The organism is Butyricicoccus faecihominis (assembly GCF_014648015.1).
GTDB lineage: Bacteria > Bacillota > Clostridia > Oscillospirales > Butyricicoccaceae > Agathobaculum > Agathobaculum butyriciproducens.
In genome coordinates this window covers 114,168-135,432 of record NZ_BMQH01000001.1, presented here as the reverse complement: position 1 = coordinate 135,432, position 21,265 = coordinate 114,168, and the positions used below count along the sequence as shown (strand labels likewise).

Annotated in this window: 17 protein-coding genes; all 17 read right to left on the bottom strand. The window is 58.5% G+C overall.

From position 1 onward, the window contains the following. Positions 1-45 precede the first annotated feature (45 nt). The 17 genes from rdgB to dctP all read right to left on the bottom strand — a co-directional run bounded on the left by rdgB (position 46) and on the right by dctP (position 21,198). Entirely contained in the window at positions 46-618 is a 573-nt protein-coding gene (gene rdgB / locus IEY11_RS00505) for an RdgB/HAM1 family non-canonical purine NTP pyrophosphatase (protein ID WP_118480379.1), read from the bottom strand. Beyond that, positions 618-1,343, bottom strand: a complete 726-nt coding sequence (rph, locus tag IEY11_RS00500) for a ribonuclease PH (RefSeq protein ID WP_188885462.1) — start codon at positions 1,341-1,343, stop codon at positions 618-620. Before rph ends, rdgB begins: the two co-directional genes overlap by 1 nt. After that, positions 1,330-2,298: a signal recognition particle-docking protein FtsY gene (ftsY, locus tag IEY11_RS00495; protein ID WP_188885461.1), complete on the bottom strand. Its 969-nt coding sequence runs from the start codon at positions 2,296-2,298 to the stop codon at positions 1,330-1,332. Before ftsY ends, rph begins: the two co-directional genes overlap by 14 nt. Before the next feature lie 50 nt (positions 2,299-2,348). Continuing rightward, on the bottom strand, positions 2,349-2,552 hold the full coding sequence (locus IEY11_RS00490; protein ID WP_188885460.1) for a hypothetical protein: 204 nt from the start codon (positions 2,550-2,552) through the stop codon (positions 2,349-2,351). Positions 2,553-2,588: 36 nt separating this feature from the next. Continuing rightward, on the bottom strand, positions 2,589-6,164 hold the full coding sequence (smc, locus tag IEY11_RS00485) for a chromosome segregation protein SMC (protein WP_188885459.1): 3,576 nt from the start codon (positions 6,162-6,164) through the stop codon (positions 2,589-2,591). 140 nt (positions 6,165-6,304) lie between these two features. Then, positions 6,305-6,973: a ribonuclease III gene (gene rnc / locus IEY11_RS00480; protein WP_117750987.1), complete on the bottom strand. Its 669-nt coding sequence runs from the start codon at positions 6,971-6,973 to the stop codon at positions 6,305-6,307. A gap of 22 nt (positions 6,974-6,995) precedes the next feature. Continuing rightward, entirely contained in the window at positions 6,996-8,012 is a 1,017-nt protein-coding gene (gene plsX, locus IEY11_RS00475) for a phosphate acyltransferase PlsX (protein ID WP_118646195.1), read from the bottom strand. Between the two features lies 1 nt (position 8,013). Beyond that, entirely contained in the window at positions 8,014-9,318 is a 1,305-nt protein-coding gene (gene trmFO / locus IEY11_RS00470; protein ID WP_188885458.1) for a methylenetetrahydrofolate--tRNA-(uracil(54)-C(5))-methyltransferase (FADH(2)-oxidizing) TrmFO, read from the bottom strand. Further along, positions 9,315-11,801 carry a type I DNA topoisomerase gene (gene topA, locus IEY11_RS00465; protein WP_188885457.1) on the bottom strand — a complete coding sequence of 829 codons (2,487 nt, stop codon included), beginning with the start codon at positions 11,799-11,801 and terminating at the stop codon, positions 9,315-9,317. Before topA ends, trmFO begins: the two co-directional genes overlap by 4 nt. A 286-nt stretch (positions 11,802-12,087) precedes the next feature. Continuing rightward, positions 12,088-13,335: a DNA-processing protein DprA gene (dprA, locus tag IEY11_RS00460; RefSeq protein ID WP_188885456.1), complete on the bottom strand. Its 1,248-nt coding sequence runs from the start codon at positions 13,333-13,335 to the stop codon at positions 12,088-12,090. A gap of 13 nt (positions 13,336-13,348) precedes the next feature. Further along, positions 13,349-14,116 carry a TrmH family RNA methyltransferase gene (locus IEY11_RS00455; RefSeq protein WP_118729920.1) on the bottom strand — a complete coding sequence of 256 codons (768 nt, stop codon included), beginning with the start codon at positions 14,114-14,116 and terminating at the stop codon, positions 13,349-13,351. Next, the gene (locus tag IEY11_RS00450) at positions 14,113-14,769 is read right to left on the bottom strand and encodes a potassium channel family protein (protein ID WP_188885455.1); all 657 of its coding nucleotides are present in this window, start codon (positions 14,767-14,769) and stop codon (positions 14,113-14,115) included. The genes IEY11_RS00455 and IEY11_RS00450 overlap by 4 nt, the downstream gene beginning before the upstream one ends. Before the next feature lie 91 nt (positions 14,770-14,860). Continuing rightward, positions 14,861-16,231: a TrkH family potassium uptake protein gene (locus IEY11_RS00445; RefSeq protein WP_243183917.1), complete on the bottom strand. Its 1,371-nt coding sequence runs from the start codon at positions 16,229-16,231 to the stop codon at positions 14,861-14,863. Between the two features lie 747 nt (positions 16,232-16,978). Continuing rightward, positions 16,979-18,352: a TRAP transporter large permease gene (locus tag IEY11_RS00440; RefSeq protein WP_199677303.1), complete on the bottom strand. Its 1,374-nt coding sequence runs from the start codon at positions 18,350-18,352 to the stop codon at positions 16,979-16,981. Beyond that, entirely contained in the window at positions 18,349-18,891 is a 543-nt protein-coding gene (locus IEY11_RS00435; protein WP_110436437.1) for a TRAP transporter small permease subunit, read from the bottom strand. The genes IEY11_RS00440 and IEY11_RS00435 overlap by 4 nt, the downstream gene beginning before the upstream one ends. 62 nt (positions 18,892-18,953) lie before the next feature. Beyond that, complete coding sequence (locus IEY11_RS00430) at positions 18,954-20,105, bottom strand: TRAP transporter substrate-binding protein (protein ID WP_118729921.1); 1,152 nt, start codon at positions 20,103-20,105, stop codon at positions 18,954-18,956. Between the two features lie 91 nt (positions 20,106-20,196). Next, on the bottom strand, positions 20,197-21,198 hold the full coding sequence (gene dctP, locus IEY11_RS00425) for a TRAP transporter substrate-binding protein DctP (RefSeq protein WP_118480359.1): 1,002 nt from the start codon (positions 21,196-21,198) through the stop codon (positions 20,197-20,199). Positions 21,199-21,265: the final 67 nt, after the last annotated feature.

Here is a 21,265-nt window from a genome sequence, read left to right as displayed (position 1 = left end):
TTTCGTTATATTTTTTTCGTAGGGCGGGCTGCCCTACGGATTCGCTTATATTTTATCCTTTAAGACTTCTTTCAGCTTATTCAAAGCATTTGCCCGATGAGAGATTGTATTCTTGACCTCTGCGGGCAGTTCGCCGAAGGTACAGCCGTATTTCTCGACATAGAACAGCGGGTCATAGCCGAAGCCGCCTGCACCGTGGTTCTCGCGGAGCAGTTCTCCTTCACATTCACCGCGCACGGTGAGCGTTTCGCCGTCCGCAAGCACACACGCGATCGCGCACACGAAACGGCAGGCGCGGTTTTCCTTATCCTGCATATTTTGCAGCAGGAAGGCATTGCGGTCCTCGTCCGTACCCTCGCAGTAGCGCGCGGAGTAGATACCGGGAGCGCCGTCCAACGCATCCACACACAGGCCGCTGTCGTCCGCGAGAGCGGGCAGACCAGTGAATGCTGCGGCGGATTTTGCCTTGATCATGGCGTTTTCCTCGAAGGTTTTGCCGTTTTCCTCGGGTTCGGGCGCACCCTCCGGCAGCGGAATGATTTCGATGCCGAGGCTGCTCACGATAGCGGACAGTTCTGCCAGCTTTTTCTTGTTATGGGAAGCAAGTACAAACTGCATTACAGACTTTCCCCCATCACCTTGGCCTGCTTGCGGCACAGCGTCAGGCAGCCGCGCTTGCCGAGTCCGAGCAGCTTGCGCAGCTCGGTATCCGTGAACGGACGGCCCTCGCCGGTGCCCTGCACCTCGATGAACTCACCCTTGCTCGTCATAACCACGTTGCAGTCCACGATGGCGTGGCTGTCCTCGGCGTAGTTGAGGTCGAGTACGGCTTCGTCCTCAAAAATGCCGACCGAAACGGCTGCAACCTGTGCAGTGAGCGGCATTTTCTCGATCACGCCATCGGCCAGCAGCTTTTTGCATGCAAGCCAGAGTGCAACAAATCCGCCGGTGATGGACGCGCAGCGCGTGCCGCCGTCCGCCTGAATAACATCGCAGTCAATCGTGATCTGGCGCTCACCGAGTGCTTCGCGGTCAACGACCGCACGCAGCGCACGGCCGATCAGGCGCTGAATCTCACTCGAGCGGCCGTCCAGCTTGAGCGACTTGATATCGCGTTTTTTGCGGGTGTTGGTCGCACGCGGGAGCATCGCGTACTCGGCGGTTACCCATCCGAGACCCTTGCCCTCGAGGAACGGCGGTACCTTTTCCTCGACCGACGCGGTGCAGATGACCTTGGTGTTGCCCATCTCAACCAGCACCGAGCCTTCCGCGTACATCGTATAATCAGTGATAATCTTCACCGGACGCATTGCGCCCTTGGTTCTTCCGTCAGGTCTCTGCATTTTCGTCCTCCTCGCTCTGTTCCTCGTCGTTTTCTGCGTTTTCATGAACCGGCGGCAGGATAGCCTCCAGGAATGCCGCACGATCAAAGTCGATCAAATCGTCAATGCCCTCGCCAACGCCGACCAGCTTGACCGGAACACCCAGTCCTGCCGAAATAGCGATCACGATGCCGCCCTTAGCGGTGCCGTCCAGCTTGGTGAGGATGATGCCGGTCAGCTCGGCAGCCTTGTTGAACTCCTCGGCCTGATGAACCGCATTCTGACCGGTGGTCGCGTCCAGCACGAGCAGCGTTTCGCGCGAAGCGTCCGGCAGCTCTCGGGAGATAACGCGGTCGATCTTCGCCAGCTCGTTCATCAGGTTGGCCTTGTTGTGCAGACGGCCTGCCGTATCCACGATGATAATATCGCTGCCGCGTGCCTTGGCCGCCGAGATGGAGTCAAACACAACAGCCGCCGGGTCTGCGCCCTCGCCATGGCGTACGATGTCCGCACCGGCACGTTTAGCCCAAATTTCCAACTGGTCAGCCGCCGCCGCGCGGAAGGTATCCGCCGCCGACAGCATAACCTTTTTGCCCTCATTGACATAGCGGGCCGCCAGCTTGCCGATCGAGGTCGTCTTGCCGACACCGTTGACGCCGATCACCAGAATGACCGCCGGCTTGCCGTCCGTATTCAACGGCTGGTTGTCGAGCATATTGTCGGTCAGCACCTCGCGGAGCAGATCGCGCAGCTCGTCCGCCGTGGTGGTCTTGCGCAGCTTGGCGCGCTTTTCGACCTCAGCGACGATCTTCGCCGCCGTGGACGCACCGACGTCCGACAGGATGAGTGCTTCTTCCAGCTCCTCGAGCAGATCATCGTCGATCTTGACAAATGCCGCAAACACGCTGTCCAGCGAATGGCTCACCGCATCCGAGGTTTTCTTGAAGCCCTGCTTAATTTTATCAAAAAATCCCATGCTTATCTCCTTATGTTTTATCTTGCAAATCAGGAATCCGTATTTAGTAATTATTTCCCGTAGTAGTTGATACGCCAGTTTTCCCAGTCCGTGCGGTCAATCCGCTCACCCAAGAGAACATAGCCGCGGGCGTGTCCCCAGTGCCGAAACTCGACCGGATGCCGCGCCGCATAGCCGTCTGTCGTAAGAGAGCCGTTCGGCAATCGCCTTTCCACATCCAGCCGATACGGATATTTTGCGCTTCGCATATCCATTGCCGCAATTCTCCATTTCCCATTCTCAATTTCCCATTACTTAATAGTATTTTTGAGCCGTTTTTCCGCCTCAGCCAGATTGAGCATCAGCATTTTGGAAACGCCCTGCTCCTGCATGGTCACGCCGTAGAGCATATCTGCTTCTTCCATTGTACCACGTCTGTGGGTAATTACAATAAATTGTGTCGAATCTGTCAGGCGGCGAATGTATTTTGCAAACCGCTGCACGTTTACATCATCGAGCGCGGCTTCGATCTCATCGAGCACGCAGAACGGCGTAGGCCGCAGCTTGAGAATCGCAAAGTACAGCGCAATGGCGACAAACGCCTTTTCACCGCCCGAGAGCAGCGTAATCGTTTTCACCGCCTTGCCCGGCGGAGACACGCGGATGTCGATACCGCAGTTCAGAATATCCGAGGTATCGGCAAGCTGCAGTTCGGCGTGTCCGCCGCCGAAGATCTCGCGGAAGGTATCGCGGAAGTACACATTCAGCTTGGCGAACTCGGATGCGAAAATCTCCTTCATGCTGACGGTCAGCTGGTCGATGACCTTGCGCAGATCGGTCTGCGCGGTCTCGAGGTCGTCCTTCTGCTCCCGCAGGAAACTGTACCGCTCCTGCACACGCTGAAATTCGTCCACCGCATCCAAATTGACGTTGCCGAGCGCCCGCATTTTCACGCGCAGCTCCTGCACGCGGCCGCGCGTTTCACCGAGGTTTCCAATCGGTTTGGCGATCTCTGCCGCCGGTGTGGGTGTCAGCTCGTAGCTTTCCCACATTTTATCCAGAATCTGTGTTTCCTCGGTTTTCAGCTGTCCGGCGCGGTTTTCCAGTCGGGCGGTCTCGCGTTCGAGTTCAAGGATTTCCTCGTTGCGGCTCTGTGCCGCCTTTTCCAGACGGACCCGTTCGCCCTCGGTCTGTTCGCGCCTGCCGGTCTGCCGCGCAAGCTGTTCGCTGAGCAGCCGGGCGGTTGTGTCGCGTCCGTGCTTGGCTGCGCGGACTTGGGTGAGTTCATCGGTCAGGCGTGCGATTTCCGCCGCAAAGCCTGCAATCGTCTGCTCCGCACCGGACACGCCCGCGTCGAGGTCGGCCTTGAGCCGCTCAAGTTCCGCGAGTGCGCGTGCTTCGCTGTCCTGCGCCGTGCGCATCTCCGCGAGCGCGGTCTGCGCGGCTGTGATGCGCGAAGCCGTCTGCGCCAGCTGTTCCGCGGCGGCGTTCACTGCCGTACGGTGCTCGGTGCAGACCTGCTCGGCAGCTGCAAGCGCCTGCTCTGCGGCAGACCGGCGCTCCGTGCAGGCGGCAAGTGTCTGTTCATACTTCTGCTGTGTCGCTGTGAAGTTAGTCTGTTCAGAAATCAGGCTGTCATACCGTTTCTGCAGGCTTTCCAACAGGAATTTATGCTGTTTTACCGAAGCAGCAAGTCCTGCTCTCTCCTGCTCCGCGCGGCGGCGGTCGGTTTCGATGGCCTGCGCCTGCGCGGCAAGCGATTCCAGTTCCTGTCCTGCAGCCTGCTCGGTCTGTGCCAGCATTTTTCGCTCCTGCTCGAGTGCGCGCACGCGCTCCTCGGCGGCGTGCAGGCGTTCCGCCCGCGCCAGTGCGCCGGTGCCGCGGGAGGCCGAGCCGCCTGTCATGGCACCGCCTGCCTGCAGGATTTGTCCGTCTAAGGTGACAATGCGAAACCGGTGTCCGTACGCCTTGGCCAGTGCCAGCGCGGTGTCCATGTTCTCCGAAATGACCGTGCGCGCCAGCAGATTGCACACAATATTCTTATATTTTTCATTAAATCTGACGAGAGCATCCGCGGTGCCGAAGCAGCCGTTCTGCCGTTCCAGGCCGGTCTCCCGCAGGCTGTTTGCCCGAATGGTATCCAGCGGCAGGAAGGTCGCGCGGCCGCCGTCCGTGCGCTTAAGGTACGAAATGCACTGCTTGCCCACGCTCGTGCTGTCCACCACGATGGAGGACGCTGACGCACCGAGTGCAGTGTCGATTGCCGTCACGAACCGCTTTTCAGTCGTGATGAGCGCGGAAACCGGACCGTGCACGCCGTTCATCGCACCCTTTTCGGCCTGCCGCATAACGGCTTTCACCGACCGAGAGAAACCCTCGTACTCGTGCTGCATGTCAGTCAGCATTTTTACGCGGCTCTGCATTTCGCTCAGCGAGGACTGCGCTGCTCGCAGGTCGTTCTGCGCCTGCTCGGCCTTTCGGCGGCAGGTCTCCGCCTGAGCGGCGGCCGTCTGCGCCTGCTTTGCCGTTTCGGCGAGCGTTTGCTCGCACGCGGTCAGTTCCCGCTCGAGATTGTCCTGCGCCTGCTTTTCGGTATCCAGCTGCTGTGCCGCTGCCGCGATTTCGGAATCCAGTGTCATTTTGCGGTCGCTCATACCCGCCAGACCGCTCTCGGCGGCTGTTCGGTCGAGTTCGAGCGCGTGCAGCGTGCGCTCCTGCCTGCGCTGCGCCTGCTCAGCCTGCCCAAGTGCCTGCTCGGCCTGTGTGCGCTGCTGCTCCTGCTCGGCAGACTGTTTTCGGAGTGCATCCAGTTCAGCCGACTGTGCCTTCTCCTGCTCATTCAGCACAGAAATACGCTCGCGCCGTTCGGCAAGCTGCGCATCCATGCTCTGCACCTGCTCGGCGCGGTGTGCGCTCTCCTGCCGTGTGCGCTCGATATTCTCCTCGCAGTTGCGGATGTTCGCCTGAATAACCGCCTCACGGCTGATCTGCTCGGCGGCAAACTGCTCGGCTTCGCGCAGCTCGTTCCGCAGACGTTCGGTTTCTCTGTCAATCTCACGCAGTGACTCGGCCAGCTGCTCGGACTGCGCATACAGCGTTCCCTGCTGCTGTTTTGCATCCGCAAGCTGCTTTTCGCAGGTTGTCTGGTCTTTATTCAGCTTGGCAGTGTCATTCTTCAGCTGCTCGAGCGACAGCAGCCACAGTGAGACCTCAAGCACGCGCAGCTCATCCCGCAGATGCAGAAACCTTTTCGCCTTGCCAGCCTGCTGCTCGAGCGGCCCGAGCCGGTTTTCCAGTTCGCCGTACAGGTCGCGGATACGCACCAGATTTTCCTCGGTGGCTGACAGTCTGCGCTCGGCTTCCTCCTTCCGGTAGCGGAACTTGGTGATGCCTGCGGCTTCCTCAAAGATTTCGCGCCGGTCCTCGCTCTTGAAGGACAGAATCTCGTCAATGCGGCCCTGTCCGATGCTGGAATAGCCGTCGCGTCCCAGACCGGTATCCATAAACAGCTCGTGCACGTCCTTGAGGCGGCAGTGCTTTTTGTTGAGGAAATACTCGCTCTCGCCCGAGCGGTAGTACCGGCGCGTGACCATAATTTCGGTAAATTCCGAGCGAACCACATGCGCCGAATTATCCAGAATGAGCGAAACCTCGGCAAAGCCGACCGGACCGCGCTTGGCTGTGCCGCCGAAGATCACGTCCTCCATCTTTGCGCCGCGCAGAGATCGCGAGGACTGCTCCCCCAGAACCCACCGGATGGCATCCGAAATATTCGATTTTCCCGAGCCGTTCGGACCGACGATCGCCGTAATGCCGCCGAGAAATTTGATCTCAGTGCGATCCGGGAACGACTTGAAGCCCTGTAAAATCAGGCTTTTGAGAACCATATGCCACCTCTTTATTATAGATAGTTTTATTTTACCACTGCGGCAGTATCTTTTCAACGACTAACTGCGTCACGCAGAAAAAAGAGGTCGATTTCTCGACCTCTTTGCCGTTTATCTCTATTGCGGTTTGGCGATAAGCGTCAGCATCCCATATTTTCCAAAGCCTTCTTCGCCGCCATCTGCTCAGCTTCCTTTTTGCTCTTGCCGATGCCCTGCGCGAACACATTGGAGTTGAGCAGCAGCTCCATGGTGAACCGCTTGTCGTGGTCCGGGCCGGACTGGCCTGCCAGACGGTATTCCAGCGTTTCCTGCTTGTTCTTCTGCACGATCTCCTGCAGCATGGTCTTGTAGTCCTTGAACGCGCCGCCTGCCAGCGCAACCTCGACCTTGTGCGGGATGAAGCGCAGCACGAACGCACGGGCAGGCTCGATGCCGCCGTCCATAAAGATAGCGCCGAGCAAAGCCTCTGTTGCGTCAGCGAGAATGGACGCACGCTTGCGTCCACCGCCCATCTCCTCACCGTGCCCCAGACGGATGGCTTCGGGGATACCGATCTCGTGCGCGATCTCATCCAGTGCGCCCTCGCAGACGACTGCCGCGCGCAGCTTGGTCAAATCACCCTCCGGCAGATCGGGATAGTGTGTGAACAGGTAACCCGCCGTGACAAAGCCCAGCACAGAATCGCCCAGAAACTCCAGGCGCTCGTTGCACTGCAGGTGCGTGCCGTGGTGCTCATTCGCATAGGATGAATGGGTCATCGCCAGCCGGAGCAGGCTCTCGTCCTTGAATTTATAGTCAATTTTCAGCATTTTTGTTCCTTCTTCCTGTGGATCACTCGGAAACCGTCATGTACTGAATGTTTTCCTTTACTGCATCGATCATGCCGGATTTGGTGTACGCGATGGCCTGACGGACCGCGTTCATCACCGCAATTTCGTTGGACGAGCCGTGCGCCTTGATGACCGGCTTTGCGATACCGAGGAACGGCGCGCCGCCGATCTTGTCCTGATTGAACACCTCGCGGAAGTCGTCCATGCCTTTCTTGCACAGCAGGTAGCCGAGCTTGGTGCCGACAGACGCCATAAACACGCCCTTGATCTCCTTCGACATGAACTTCGCCACGCCCTCGATGGTCTTGAGCTGCACATTGCCGGTAAAGCCGTCGCAGACAGCAACATCGCACGCACCGAGCGGCACCATGCTGCCCTCTACGTTGCCGACAAAATTCAGACGGCCCTCGTCGCCCGCCTTTTTCAGCAGCGCGTAAGCCTCCTTGCGGAGCGGATCACCCTTGGTATCCTCCGTGCCGTTGTTGACAAGGCCGACACGCGGCTTGACGACACCGTTTATCTTCTCTGCATACAGCGAAGCGAGGAACGCGAACTGGAGCAGCATTTCGGCGGTGCATTCGGTGTTTGCACCCGCATCGCACAGCATGACCTGACCGTTCGCGCACGGCATAACCGGTGCTAGCGCACCGCGTCGGATGCCCTTGATGCGGCCGCCGTACAGCGTCGCGCCGGTGAGCAGTGCGCCGGTGTTGCCCGCGGAAACGAGCGCATCGCCCTCGCCGGCCTTGAGCAGCTTGAACGCTACCGCCATGGACGAATCCGGCTTACGGCGGAGTACCGTTGCGGGATCGTCGTGCATATCGACCAGATCGTTTGCGGGCATGATGGTAATGCCCTTGACATCGGAAAGTCCCTTCTCCTTGAGGACATTTGCCACGATCTCCGGCTTGCCGACCAGCAGCACTTCCTCGCCGTATTCCTTCGCAGCCAGCGCACCGCCCCATACAGCGGATTCGGGCGCGTTATCGCCGCCCATCGCATCAACGATGATCCTCATATTAAAGCTCTCCCTTCAGTTTTTCGATCTGCTCGAGCGCCCGCTCGGAGATTTTGGTGTTCTTCTCCCGCTTGCCCTTGATTTTATAGCCGAGCGGCTCGATAATGCCGAAATTGACGTTCATCGGCTGGAACTTCGCGACCGTGTGGTCGGAGATGTAGGTCGCCAGTGCGCCGGTGGCGGTCAGGCGGTCAAGTGTCGGCATCGGTTTGCCGAGCACGTCCATGGCCGCTGCCACGCCTGCCACCCAGCCGGAGGCGGTGGACTCCACATAGCCTTCTACGCCGGTCATCTGGCCCGCAAAACGGATGCGCGGGTCGGATTTGAGCGCGTAAGCTGCATCCAGCAGGCGCGGCGAGTCGAGGAACGTGTTGCGGTGCATGACACCGTAGCGCACAAACTCAGCGTTACGGAGCGCCGGGATCATGGAGAACACGCGCTTCTGCTCACCGAATTTCAGGTGGGTCTGGCAGCCGACCAGATTGTACAGCGTACCGTTCGCGTTGTCGCGGCGCAGCTGCAGGACTGCATACGGATCCTTGCCGGTTTTCGGGTCCGGCAGGCCGATCGGCTTGAGGATACCGAACCGCAGCGTATCAAAGCCGCGGCGTGCGTTGACCTCGATGGGCATGCAGCCCTCGAACACCTTGGAATCCTCGAAGCCGTGCACCGGCGCTTCCTCGGCGGTGGTCAGCGCGTTCCAGAACGCCTCATACTCCTCGCGGGAGAACGGGCAGTTGATGTAATCTGCGGTGCCCTTGCCGTAGCGGGACGCCTCGTAGGCGGAATCCATATCGATGCTCTCAGCCGTGACAATCGGCGCGGCGGCATCGTAAAAGTGCAGGAAATCGCCGCCCACCTTGGCGTGGATGGCCTCGAACAGCGCATCCGAGGTCAGCGGGCCGGAAGCGATAACCACTCTGCCCTCCGGAATCTCGGTCACTTCACCGTAGACCACCTCGATATTCGGGTGGTTCTTGATCTTCTCGGTGACGGCTGCCGCGAAGGCTTCGCGGTCAACCGCCAGTGCGCCGCCTGCCTCAACGCGATGTGCATCCGCACAGGAAAGGATAAGGCTGTCCAGACGGCGCAGCTCCTCCTTCAGCAGACCGGCGGCGTTCGCCAGCTCGTCCGAGCGCAGCGAGTTGGAGCACACCAGTTCGGCGAAATCGTCCGAATGGTGCGCAGGCGTATGCTGCACCGGCTTCATCTCACACAGGCGCACGGAGATGCCGCGCTGTGCCAGCTGCCATGCAGCCTCACAGCCGGCCAGTCCCGCGCCGACTACTGTTACCATTTCACTCATTCGGCGCTCTCCTTTGCCGTGGTCTTTTTCTTTGCGGCAGGCTTTTTCGCTGCTGCTTTCTTCTCAGCGGCTTTTTTCGCCTTCTCAGCCGCCTTTTCTGCTTCATACTTTGCCAGAGCCTTGGCGTACTGCTCCTGCTGCTTGGCAGTCAGCTCCTGTACAGCCTCGTCCTTCAGCTTTTTGAATTTATTGGTGGTCTTGGTCATCCACGGCAGGGTTTTCTTTGCGGTGGATTTCTTAGTCGTTGCCTTTTTTGTTGCCTTCTTGACCTTTTCCTCGGTCTCGCCGTTCTTCTCAGCGGCTTCCTTTGCGGCAGCACGTTCCGCAGCCTTGGCGGCACGCGCTTCGCGCATCTTGCGGCGCTTTTCGGTCTCCTCAGGCGACAGACCCTCCTTGACCAGCTCCTTGTAGCCGCAGCCCTCACGCAGACAAACGTCCGTGACCTCCTTGGAATCGCGGTCGGTGTGGCGGAACAGCGAGGAATCGCAGTTCGGGCACTTGGTCTTGAGCGGCTTGTCCCACGTCATGAACTGGCAGGTCGGATAGGTGTCGCACGAGTAGTACACATAGCCGCGTGCGGACTTTTTCTTCACGACCTTTGCGCCGCAAACCGGGCACGCCGCGCCGGTGTCCTCGGTGATGGGCTTGGTGTTGGTGCACTCCGGGAAACCCGGGCACGCAAGGAATTTGCCGAACCGGCCGGACTTGATGACCATGTTGCGTCCGCATTTCTCGCAGATAACGTCGGTCACCTCGTCCTGAATCTTGATGCGCTTGCCCTCGAGGTCGATCTCCGCCTGCTTGAGCGCGGCTTCAAAGCCGTCATAGAAGTTATGCAGCAGCTGGATATAGTTCAGCTTGCCCGCTTCGACCTCGTCCAGCTCGTGCTCCATGTTGGCGGTGAACTCGTAATCGGCAACCGACTTGAACTCGTCAACCAGCAGGCCGGTAACGCCCTCGCCAAGCGGTGTCGGACGGAGCGCCTTGTTCTCCTTGGTGACGTAATCGCGGTCAATGATGGTGGAAATCGTCGGCGCGTAGGTGGACGGCCGGCCGATGCCGCGTTCCTCCATCGCACGGATGAGCGATGCCTCGGTGTAGCGAGCCGGCGGCTGCGTAAAGTGCTGGGACGGCTCGATCTTCTCGGCAGTCAGCTTATCGCCCTGATCGAAGCGCGGCAGCGGCTTTCCTGCGGAATCCTGTTTTTTCTCGTCGTCCGTGCCTTCCTCGTAAACCGCAGTAAAACCCGGGAACGCGACCGTATGACCGGATGCGCGGAACACCTGACCCTCGCAGACGATATCGGCGGAAACCGTGTCGAGAATGGCGTCTGCCATCTGGCAGGCCACAAAACGCGACCAGATCAGGCGGTACAGCTTGAACTGATCGGGCGTCAGGTACTTGCGGATCTCCTCGGGCAGCAGCTGCACGTTGGACGGACGAATAGCTTCGTGCGCGTCCTGCGCGTTGCCCTTGGTCTTGAACACACGCGGCTTGCCCGGATAATATTCCTCGCCGTAGCGGCCGCGAATGAAGCCCGCAGCGGCAGCGGTGGCCTCGTCCGCCAGACGGAGCGAGTCGGTACGCATATAGGTGATAAGGCCGGTCAGACCGTATTCGCCGAGTTCAATACCTTCGTACAGCTCCTGCGCGATGCTCATCGTGCGGCGCGGCGTCATATTCAGCTTGCGGCTGGCTTCCTGCTGCAGCGTCGAGGTGATGAACGGAGGTGCGGCGGTGCGCTTTTTCTTGCCGCGCTTGATATTGCCGACGGTGAACGGCTTGCCGGTAACGGCGTTGACAACATGCATCGCCTGTTCTTCGTTTTTCAGCTCGGCCTTGCCGTTCGCGTCGCCGTAGTAGCGCGCTGAAAACTTGCCGCCGTCCGCGGTCTGCAGCAGGGCCTCGATCGACCAGTATTCCTCCGGCACGAATGCGCGGATTTCGTTCTCACGGTCCACGACCAGACGGGTTGCAACGCTCTGCACACGGCCTGCGGACAGACCGCGCTTGACCTTGCGCCACAGGAACGGCGACAGCTGATAGCCAACGATTCGATCGAGAATGCGGCGTGCCTGCTGTGCATTTACCAGATCGATATCAATATCGCGCGGGTTCTCGATGCCCGAGCGGACCGCCTGCTTGGTGATCTCGTTAAAGGTCACGCGGCGGGAATTTTTGTCCTTGAGCTTGAACAGCTCCTTGATGTGCCACGAAATCGCTTCTCCCTCGCGGTCAGGGTCAGTTGCGAGATAGACGAAATCGCTCTTGCGGATTTCGCTGCGGATTTCCTTGATGATTTTATCTTTACCCTCGATCGGCACATATTCCGGCTGGAAATCGTGCTCGATATCGATGCTCATTTTCTTTTTCGGCAGATCGCGCAGATGTCCCATCGAAGCCTTGACGACATAGTCCGAACCGAGATATTTTCCGATCGTCTTTGCCTTGGCCGGGGACTCCACGATGACTAACTTAGACATAAAAACCTCCAGAAACTATTTCGTACGCAACCACGCTTGCGTACGAGAGGATGTACCGAACCGCGGGTTCGGATACATCCCATGCGGAGAAAAGTTCCTCCTTCGTCGAAACTTTTCTCCGCACTTGTATAAAAAGGGTGATACACAAGGTGAATTGCCGCGTAGCGGCAAGAGAAGGTGGTCTGGACCATGCTCCCCCTTTTTATGAATTTCCTGCGGAAATTCTATTGAATGCGCACCTTACGGTGCGGAATGCGTGTATTTCTTTTCTTCTCTCTCCTGCTTATCACCAGGTGCCGAGGATGAGTCTGCCCTTTTCGCGGCGCAGAATCCCATCCATTTCCAGCATAGTGACAAGGCTCATCACCCGCGGTGCTGCCAGACCGCAGCGGTCGATCAGCTCCTCGGGCGTGCTCACACCGTCCCGCACAAGCGTAACGATGGTCTTTTCATCCTCATTTAAGCCGTCCGGCAGCGGTTTTGCGGCCGCGGACGGCTGTCTGTGTTCGACTTTCGCCTTTTCTGCCGCAGCAGCGCGGCGCTGTTCGGCCTGCTGCTCGCGCCTGCGAATGTCCTCCCACGCGCTCCGTGCCGCCGGTTCCGGATACTCGCCGGTCTGGCGCCGGAACGCCTGCTGTACCGCCTGTTCGGGCATCATGCCGCCGTAGGCGCGCACGAGCGTCACCGGGCTGCTGAGCAGCGCGGCTTCGCCTTTTTCGATCAGCTCATTGCACGACTGCGACTGCGGCGCGTCGATCGGACCGGGCACGGCGTACACATCGCGTCCCTGATCGAGCGCGTGACGCGCGGTAATGAGCGCACCCGAACGCCAGTCGCTCGCCTCCACGATGACGGACGCGACCGACAGACCGCTGATGATGCGGTTGCGCTGATGGTAATTGCGTCCGTGCGGCTCGGTGCCGGGCGGATATTCGCTGATGATAGCCCCCATGAGCAGGATATCGCCCATCAGGCTGCGGTGCTGCGGTGGATAACACACATCGGGTCCGCCCGCCAGCACGGCGACGGTCAGGCCACCCGCGCGGAGCGCACCGCGGTGTGCCGCGCCGTCATTGCCGAGCGCCATGCCGCTGACGGTTATCATTCCCGTCCGGGCAAGCGTTGTGCCGATCTGATCGGCGACTTTCAGGCCATACGGCGTCGCCTTGCGCGTGCCGACAACGGCTACGGCGGGAACACTGTCGAAATCCGGCCAGCGTCCGCGCACATACAGCACGGTCGGCGGATCCGGGATCGCCCGCAGGCGGTCCGGGTAAGCGCTGTCGCCAATGGTAATGATCTGGATATTCTTTTCCGTGCAGGATCGGATGACCTGCTCTGCTTCGGACGTATCCTTGTCGCACAGCAGATCGACATGGGTCTTGCGCAGCTCACACGGCGCAGCTGTCAGTGCCTGCCGGTCGGCGGCGAACACCGCCTCCGGAGAGCCAAAGGCATCGAGTACCTCAGCGGCTGTGCGCGAGCCGAGTCCGCGCTTGAGCGAAAGCCAAACATAGCTGAGTCTTGACGGCATAGTGCCCGCCTCCTCATTTTGTCATTTCGTAGATCACGATGGCCGCGGCAACACCCGCATTGAGCGATTCGGCACGGCCCTTCATGGGAATGATCACGCGCTTATCGGACAGACGGAGCGCCTGCTCGGTCACGCCCTTTCCCTCACTGCCGATGATAACGGCGGCTTTGGAAAGCGACACCGAGGAAAGCGGCACGCTGTCCTCGTGCAGCGCGGTGGCATACAGCGGCAGACCGTTCCGGTGCAGCCGTTCGGCGGCCTCCGCAAGCGGCAGCGTCACGCACGGCAGACGGAACACCGCGCCCATCGTCGAGCGCACGACCTTGGGTGAAAACGGATCGGCGCAGCCCTCGCACAACACAACGGCGCCGAGCGCGAACGCTTCGGCGGTGCGTAAGATCGTGCCAAGGTTGCCCGGGTCCTGTAAGCCGTCCAGCAGGAGCACCTGCCCGGCTCCGTCCAGCGCGTCTGCCGTCCACTGCGGCTGCTCGCAGGAAAAGATGACGTTCTGCGGCGTTTCCACCTCACTTGCGAGTTTGAACAGCGCATCCGGTGCAGAATACAGGACAGCTCCCTGCCCTTCCGCCTCTTTGATGAACGGACTGTCCCAGCCGTCTCTCACAAGCACGGTTTTCAGCTTCGCGCCCGAACGCAGTGCTTCTCCCAGCATTTTTTCGCCCTCGCACAGCATTTCCTCCGTGCTCCGGCGGTATTTTCGTTCCCGTCCCAGCCGCGCAAGGTGCTTGAGCGCGGCATTCTGACGGCTCTGTATCTCAATCAATCCAGTTCCACCACCCTGCTCACAAATTTATTTTCGCCCATGATAAACAGAAGATCATCCGCCTCGATGGCTCTATCCGGCTTAGGACTTGCATCCAGTGCACCCTGTTCACCATGACGGACGGCGAGCACATTCACTTTATGCTTCTGCCGCACGTCAAGCTGCACCAGCGATCTGCCGACCCAGCTTTTCGGCGCGTGTATCTCCAGAATACTGTATTCGTCCGACACGCCGATAAAATCCACCACGTTGGTATGTGCCAGGCGCTGTGCCAGCTTGCAGCCCATTTCGCTCTCCGGCAGGACAACACGGTCCGCACCGACGCGCTCGAGCACCTTGGCATGCACATTGCTTCTCGCTTTGGCAATGATGTATTGCGCGCCCAGATCCTTGAGCATGACTGTGATGAGGATGCTCGCCTCCATATCCGTACCTACCGCAACAATACAGCAGTCGAAGTTGCGCACGCCGATGGCCCCCAGCACGGCTTCGTCCTGCGCGTCGCCCTGCATGACCTGCGTCACATCATCCGCGATGCGCTGCACGCTCTCGACGTTCTCGTCGACGGCAAGAACCTCCTGACCAAGCTCGGTCAGCTCCTGCGCAACGGCGGTACCGAATCGGCCCATGCCGATTACCAGAAAGGATTTCATATCTGTCTCTCCTTTGGATAACTGCTTAATCTACTTCACCATAAAGGCATCATCACGTAAAATGCCGAAAATGTAATTGCGGAATGCTGCCTCAACCAATAAACACATCTGCGTCCGGGTATTTGAGCCTTGGCGGCTCTCTGCGGCGCATGAAAACGGCAACGCCGAGCGTCAGCACACCGACACGGCCCATATACATCATCACGATCAGAATGACGCGCGAAGCCGCCGCCAACGTCGGTGTCAGACCCATGGACACACCGACCGTGCCGAACGCGGAGACCGCTTCAAACAGGCACTGGTGAAACGGTGCGTCCTCGATTCCGGCGATCGCACAGGCGCCGACCAGACAGAGCACGCCGCCTGCCATGAGCAGGGTTACGGCGTTCATGATGCTGCGCGGCGCAATCGTCCGGCCGAACGCCGAAACCGTTGTGCGCCCGCAGAAGGCGCTGATGGCCGTGAGCACGAGCACGGCCGCCGTCACGGTCTTGATGCCGCCTGCTGTTGAGCCGGGCGATCCGCCGATGAACATGAGCAGGCACGACACCGCCTGACTCGGGCCGGTAAGCGCGCCGAGGTCGATGGTGTTGAAGCCTGCCGTGCGCAGGGTCACGGACTCAAACGCCGCCGCAAGCAGCTTGTGCGGAGTATCAAACGCACCGAGCGTTGCCGGATTGCTCCACTCGAATAGCAGCGTCCAGCCGAAGCCGAACAGCAGCAGTCCTGCCGTGGCCGTCAGCACGATTTTCGTGTGCAGGCTCAGGCGGCGGAAACTGTGCTTGTCCCACACGTCACTCCACACGAAAAAGCCGAGACCGCCGAGCACGATGAGCGCCATCACCGTAATGTTCACGAGCGGATCCTCCGCCCAGCCGATGAGCGACTGAAACGGATCGTCCGGTGTGCCCATCAGGTCAAAGCCTGCGTTGCAGAATGCCGAAACCGCGTGGAACACGCCCATTGTGATCCCCTTCGGGAAACCGTAATGCGGCACGAACCGGCAGGACAGCAGAACCGCTCCCGTCCCTTCGATGATGAACGTGCCGAACAGCACGCGCCGTGTCAGACGGACAATGCCGCCGCCGTCCGACAGATTAAGCCCCGCGCTCATCACCATGCGCTCGTGCAGCGTGATCGTTCGCCGCAGGACAAACGACGCAATAGCCGCGACGGACATAAAGCCGAGTCCGCCGATCTGAATCAGCAGCAGGATGACGCACTTGCCGAATACCGACCAGTGCACTGCCGTGCTGACCGTGACGAGTCCGGTAACACAGCTCGCCGAGGCTGCTGTAAACAGCGCGTCGAGAAACGGCGTTATCTGTCCGTCTGCCGCCGAAACCGGCAGCATCAGCACCAGCGCACCCACCAGAATCGTCAGCGCAAAGCCGACGGCAAGCACCGTCGGCGCCCGCAGTCCCAGATGCCGCTTATGCACCGTAAAAATCTGCGTCTGCACGATGAATCCCCTCCTTTAACGATGCTGCAGTATGATATACCGAAAGCCTGAACGCACCGTTCAGGCTTAGGCTGTCGGCGAAACTACAATTTCGCTGACAAGCAGGAACGGACCGTGAGCCGTTCCAAAGTCGTCCGAAAGTTCCAATACAGAAACTTTCTCCCTCCAGAAGTCAAAAAAGTCAGGTACTCGCCCCGACTTTTTTGCATTTGCAAAGCAAATGCTATTTTACACGCGCTGTCGCGCGAATTGGCTGAAGCTGCATGAATATTGACCTTTTCGACAAACCGAGCCTGACCATACCGTTCAGGCTTCAAACAGGCATACATTATATAATAGTATAACATCGAATTTTTGACTGTTCAATATAATCTTATACCCGAAATTTTTCGATAAGTCAAGCGATTTACGGAATTTTTCCACGCAAGAATAAGCAAGTGCTCTCTGATTTCCAACAGATCAGAGAGCCCGGAGGGGACTGCCGCCGGCAAATACTCCAACAATCCGGCAGACAGAGATTTATTCCACAGTTCAAACGCATCTACACATGTCCCTTTTCACGGTGAGAGGGAACCGCATTGAACTGTAAAATAACACAGGTAACAAATGGTACGTTTTTTTGCGTACCCATCCAGTATAACACCATATCCTGCACAGTCAATAGTTATTTTTTGCCCAAAGCCTGCTATTCCTTAACGCAGATGAGCCTTCCGGCACAGGTGGCTGCCGGAAGGCTCAGGAGAAAGATTAAGATGCTACCAGATTCGGGAGGAAATATACAATCTGCGGGAATACCGTTACCAGAATTACCACTGCGATGATAATCAGGATGAACGGGATAACGCCGCGGTAGATTTCCTGTATTTTGACCGACGGCGGCACAATGCCCTTGATGTAGAACAGTGCGAAGCCGAACGGCGGCGTCATGAAACAGGTCTGCAGCATAACAGCCGTAACTGCGACGATCCACAGGCGGTCAAAGCCGAACATATCCATAATCGGCAGGAAGATCGGGAATACGATCATAACGATACCCAGCCAGTCGAGAAACATGCCCATAACGAATACGATCGCCATCATGATTGCGAACGCGCCCCATTTGCCGATGCCAACGCTCGAAATCCAGGTTGCAATCAGCTGGTCGCCATCGAGCGACATGAATATGCCGGTGAAGGCAGACGCGCCGAACAGGATGATGAATACCATCGCAGAGGTCTTTGCGGTGTCGATCAGCGAATCGTACAGCATTTTGAAGCTGAACTGCTTGTAGAAGATCGCGAGAATAAGCGAGAACAGTGCGCCTACGCCTGCCGCCTCGGTCGGGGTTGCCCAGCCGGTAAAGATAGAACCGAGCACGCCGACGATCAGGATGACCGGCGGGATCAGGTTGATGAGCGAACCGGTGATGCGCTCACGCAGCGGCATGGCAGCCAGCTCTTCGGTAGTCATCGCCGGACCGTAATCCGGGTGGATATGGCAGATGACGAACACATAGATCATGTAGAACAGCGACAGGACAAGACCCGGAACGATGGCGGCGAAGAAGATCTTGCCGACCGATACATTCGCATAGGAGCCCATCGAAACCAGCATGATGGACGGCGGGATCAGGATGCCGAGCGAACCGCCCGCACACACCATGCCGCACGCGAGAGACGGCTTATAGCCGCACTTCAGCAGCACCGGTACGGACAGCATGCCCATGGTAACAACGGATGCGCCGACGATACCGGTCGTGGCAGCAAACACGGTGGAAACCACGATCACTGCCAGACCGAGACCGCCCTTCAGAGGACCAAGCAGGTAGCGGATAGAGAGGAACAACCCATCCGCAACCTTAGAATGTGTCAAAAAGTTTGCCATCAGCACGAACATCGGGATGGCGACCATGGAATAGCTTTGCATCTGGTCGTACACCTTGGTCATGGCGATGGTGATGCCCGGGCCGCCCCAGGCGAGATAGCCGATAATAACACCGGCGCCGCCGAGGACGAACGCAAGCTCCTGACCGGTCGCAAGACCGATGATCATGATAAGGAACAGTACGCCAAGCAGGATCGCGCTGAGCTGTGTTGCGCCCACGCCGGACTGTGTGACAAGATTGGTCAGCATTTCCATCATGCAGCGTCGCCTCCCTTCGTATCATCCGTGCCGGAAACGGCTTCACCGATGCCGCGCACGCACTTGAGCATCTCGGAAATGCCCTGCAGTGCGAGCAGCGTCATGCCGACGAACAGCGCCAGCTTGACCGGCCATGCCGGCGGCGCCCATACCGAATAGCCGCGCTCACCCGTGGTATACGAGCGAAGGAAAAATCCGAAGCTCTCGGGCACGAGCACGAATACGAACGGAACAAAGAACACCAGATAGGTAATCAGGTGCAGAATGTTCTGCGCAAGCGGTTTAAGCCGTGCATACAGCACATCAACCGCAACAAAGGCCTTCTTCTGGAAGCCGTAGGCGCAGACCATGATAATGTAGCAGCCGAAGGTCATGCAGATGACGTCCATCGTCCAGATCTGCGGACTGTGGAACAAACGGCGCAGCACGACTTCGGTAACAATGACCGCGAGAATGCCAAGAACGGCGAAGGAAGCAATCCTGCCGATCCAGTCATTGACGAGGTCGATCACATCGCAGATGCGTTTGATCACTTTCATATATTACACCTCATCTTCTGAGGCTCCGTGCTCTCAAAAGAGAGCACGGAACACTCTGTCGGTCACTTTTCGGATTCATCGTAGTTGAAGCCCCAGCCGTAGTCACCGAGCATTGCACGGTAGGTATCGGCATGTTCACGGTAATCCTGCATAGAGCTGTATACCATGTTGAAGTTTTCATTCTTCGCAGCTTCTTCTTCGTAAACCTGACGGCAGGTCTCACGGATGGTGTTCCAGTCGTCCTGGTTCATCTTGGTGACGATGCAGCCATCCTCCTCGAGCATCTTCTTGGTGGAATCGAAATCCATCCACAGGTAGCGGGACAGCTGCTCGGAGGTGCAGATCTCAGCCGCCATCTGGATGGCGTTCTGGTACTCCTCAGGAAGCTCGTTCCACGCGTCCTTGTTGATCATAACGCCGTTGACACCGCCGGACTGATACCATGCAGGCGAGCACCAGTACTTGGCAACCTCCTGTAATTTCAGCGAATCATCCGAGCACGGCGTGGAGAACTCGCCGCCGTCGATAACGCCGCGCTGCAGCGACTCATAAAGCTCGCTTGCCGCAACGGTGGTGATGTTGATGCCCAGCTTTTCCGCCGCACGGCCTGCCATAACGCCGCCGAGGCGGATCTTCATGCTCTGCATGTCCTTGATAGAAGTGATCGGCTTGGTCGAACGGATACCGGACTCTGCGTGATTGATCATGATTGGGAAATACGTCATGTTGTATTTGCCGTACATATCCTGATAGCACTGCAGACCGCCGCCCTGGGTGATCCAGATGTAATAGTCCATGCCGGTGAAGTTATCCATCGTGGTAGAGAGCAGCTCAAAAGCGGTATCCTTGCCGCTCCAGTAGCCGCCCCAGTCACCGCCGCACTGGATGGTGCCGTTCTGGACGTAATCGAACAGCTGGTTTGCCGCACAAAGCGATCCCTCCGGATAGTTGGTGATGGTGAAGCGTCCGTCGGTCAGCTGGCTGACCAACTCGGAGAAGCGCTCGTCACAGGTGAAGTGAATGTTGCCGTCACCCCAGGTGGAACCCATCTTCCAAGTGATGACCGGCAGATCACTGCTGCCGCCTGCAACTGCATTGGCGTTTGCCGCATCCATCATGCCGCTGTCCGCGGCATTGCCGCAGCCGGACAAACCAAGGGTTGCCGCACCGACTGCACCGCAAAGCAGACCTGCCATCAATCTTTTGATTTTCATCTTTTTAGCCTCCTTGTTCTTTTTCCTCTATCGAAAACGCCGTTTTGCGGACGTTTGCGAACAAACTGATCTGCACAAGGAGGGGTTCTCGCTAATCGCTGTCGGCCAGTGCCTGTACGGCCTGCACGACCTCCTTCTGCGCATCGGAAAGGTGTTCGTAAATCGGCTGCACCGCTGCACGGAACTTTTCGGCCTGCTCCTCATCGAGCAGCGCCATGTAGCAGCCACTGCGGGATGCATGCAGCATTGCTCGAACCTCTGCGCTCTGCCAGTGGTCGCGCTGCCACGAAGCCGCCTCGGCGGCGCACCGCTCAATGATGGTCTGCTCCTCCTGTGAGAACGTTTCCCACGTTTCCGAGGACGCGACCAGCACATCCGCGTTGTAGGAATGTCGGTCGTACGTCCAGTACGGTGCAAGCTGATAGTAGCCACTGTCCACATAGGTAGGCAGTGTGCTCTCGGCGCCGTCAATCCGGTCAGTGCGGAGCGCGAGCGCGATCTCATCCGGCGGCAGCGTCACCGCCTCGGCGCCCCACATCGGAATGACCTGCTTCATCTGCGAGGAATCCTCGGTGCCGAGCCGCAGGTCCTTCATATCATCGAGTGAGGTGATCGCCTTTCCGGTCGTGAAAAAGCACCGGTAACCGGCGTAAAAATAGCTTAAACCGGTAAGGCCCTTGTCCTCGAGCGAGGCCATCACCTGCTGACCGACTGCGCCGTCCAGCACCCGGAACAGGTGCTTGTCCGAGGTGTACTCGTACGGCAGCTGCAGCGCCGCGAGCTGCGGTGCGTACGCCGCGGCAGACGAGATTGGCGTGCGTACAAAATCAATGCCGCCGTACACGCACTGCTCAAGTGCGGATGCATCGGTGCCAAGCTCGTTATCAAAGCTCGGCAGAATTTGTATCGCGCCGTCCGTTTCCCTGCGCACCTGATCGCAGAAGCGCTGACACGCCTGATTGGCGAGGTAGTTTTCGCTCTGTCCGCTGGCAAGGCGGTAATAGCGGATATGCGGCTCGTCCGTGCCGCCGGTACATGCACAGAGCATGAGCAGCAGCCATCCGGCGATCACACACCGAAAGCGTTTATTCATCTTTCCATCTCCTATTATATAGGGTGACCAGTTTCGGCAACATCGTAAATACTTGCGGTAAACAGGT

What these genes read in the sequence shown, in the direction of transcription:
- topA (WP_188885457.1), bottom strand. Translation starts at nt 11,801, where the DNA reads ATGTCTAAGTTAGTCATCGTGGAGTCCCCGGCCAAGGCAAAGACGATC.
- IEY11_RS00430 (WP_118729921.1), bottom strand. Translation starts at nt 20,105, where the DNA reads ATGAAAATCAAAAGATTGATGGCAGGTCTGCTTTGCGGTGCAGTCGGT.
- IEY11_RS00490 (WP_188885460.1), bottom strand. Translation starts at nt 2,552, where the DNA reads ATGGATATGCGAAGCGCAAAATATCCGTATCGGCTGGATGTGGAAAGG.
- smc (WP_188885459.1), bottom strand. Translation starts at nt 6,164, where the DNA reads ATGGTTCTCAAAAGCCTGATTTTACAGGGCTTCAAGTCGTTCCCGGAT.
- rnc (WP_117750987.1), bottom strand. Translation starts at nt 6,973, where the DNA reads ATGCTGAAAATTGACTATAAATTCAAGGACGAGAGCCTGCTCCGGCTG.
- plsX (WP_118646195.1), bottom strand. Translation starts at nt 8,012, where the DNA reads ATGAGGATCATCGTTGATGCGATGGGCGGCGATAACGCGCCCGAATCC.
- ftsY (WP_188885461.1), bottom strand. Translation starts at nt 2,298, where the DNA reads ATGGGATTTTTTGATAAAATTAAGCAGGGCTTCAAGAAAACCTCGGAT.
- dctP (WP_118480359.1), bottom strand. Translation starts at nt 21,198, where the DNA reads ATGAATAAACGCTTTCGGTGTGTGATCGCCGGATGGCTGCTGCTCATG.
- IEY11_RS00435 (WP_110436437.1), bottom strand. Translation starts at nt 18,891, where the DNA reads ATGAAAGTGATCAAACGCATCTGCGATGTGATCGACCTCGTCAATGAC.
- dprA (WP_188885456.1), bottom strand. Translation starts at nt 13,335, where the DNA reads ATGCCGTCAAGACTCAGCTATGTTTGGCTTTCGCTCAAGCGCGGACTC.
- rdgB (WP_118480379.1), bottom strand. Translation starts at nt 618, where the DNA reads ATGCAGTTTGTACTTGCTTCCCATAACAAGAAAAAGCTGGCAGAACTG.
- IEY11_RS00440 (WP_199677303.1), bottom strand. Translation starts at nt 18,352, where the DNA reads ATGATGGAAATGCTGACCAATCTTGTCACACAGTCCGGCGTGGGCGCA.
- IEY11_RS00450 (WP_188885455.1), bottom strand. Translation starts at nt 14,769, where the DNA reads ATGAAATCCTTTCTGGTAATCGGCATGGGCCGATTCGGTACCGCCGTT.
- rph (WP_188885462.1), bottom strand. Translation starts at nt 1,343, where the DNA reads ATGCAGAGACCTGACGGAAGAACCAAGGGCGCAATGCGTCCGGTGAAG.
- trmFO (WP_188885458.1), bottom strand. Translation starts at nt 9,318, where the DNA reads ATGAGTGAAATGGTAACAGTAGTCGGCGCGGGACTGGCCGGCTGTGAG.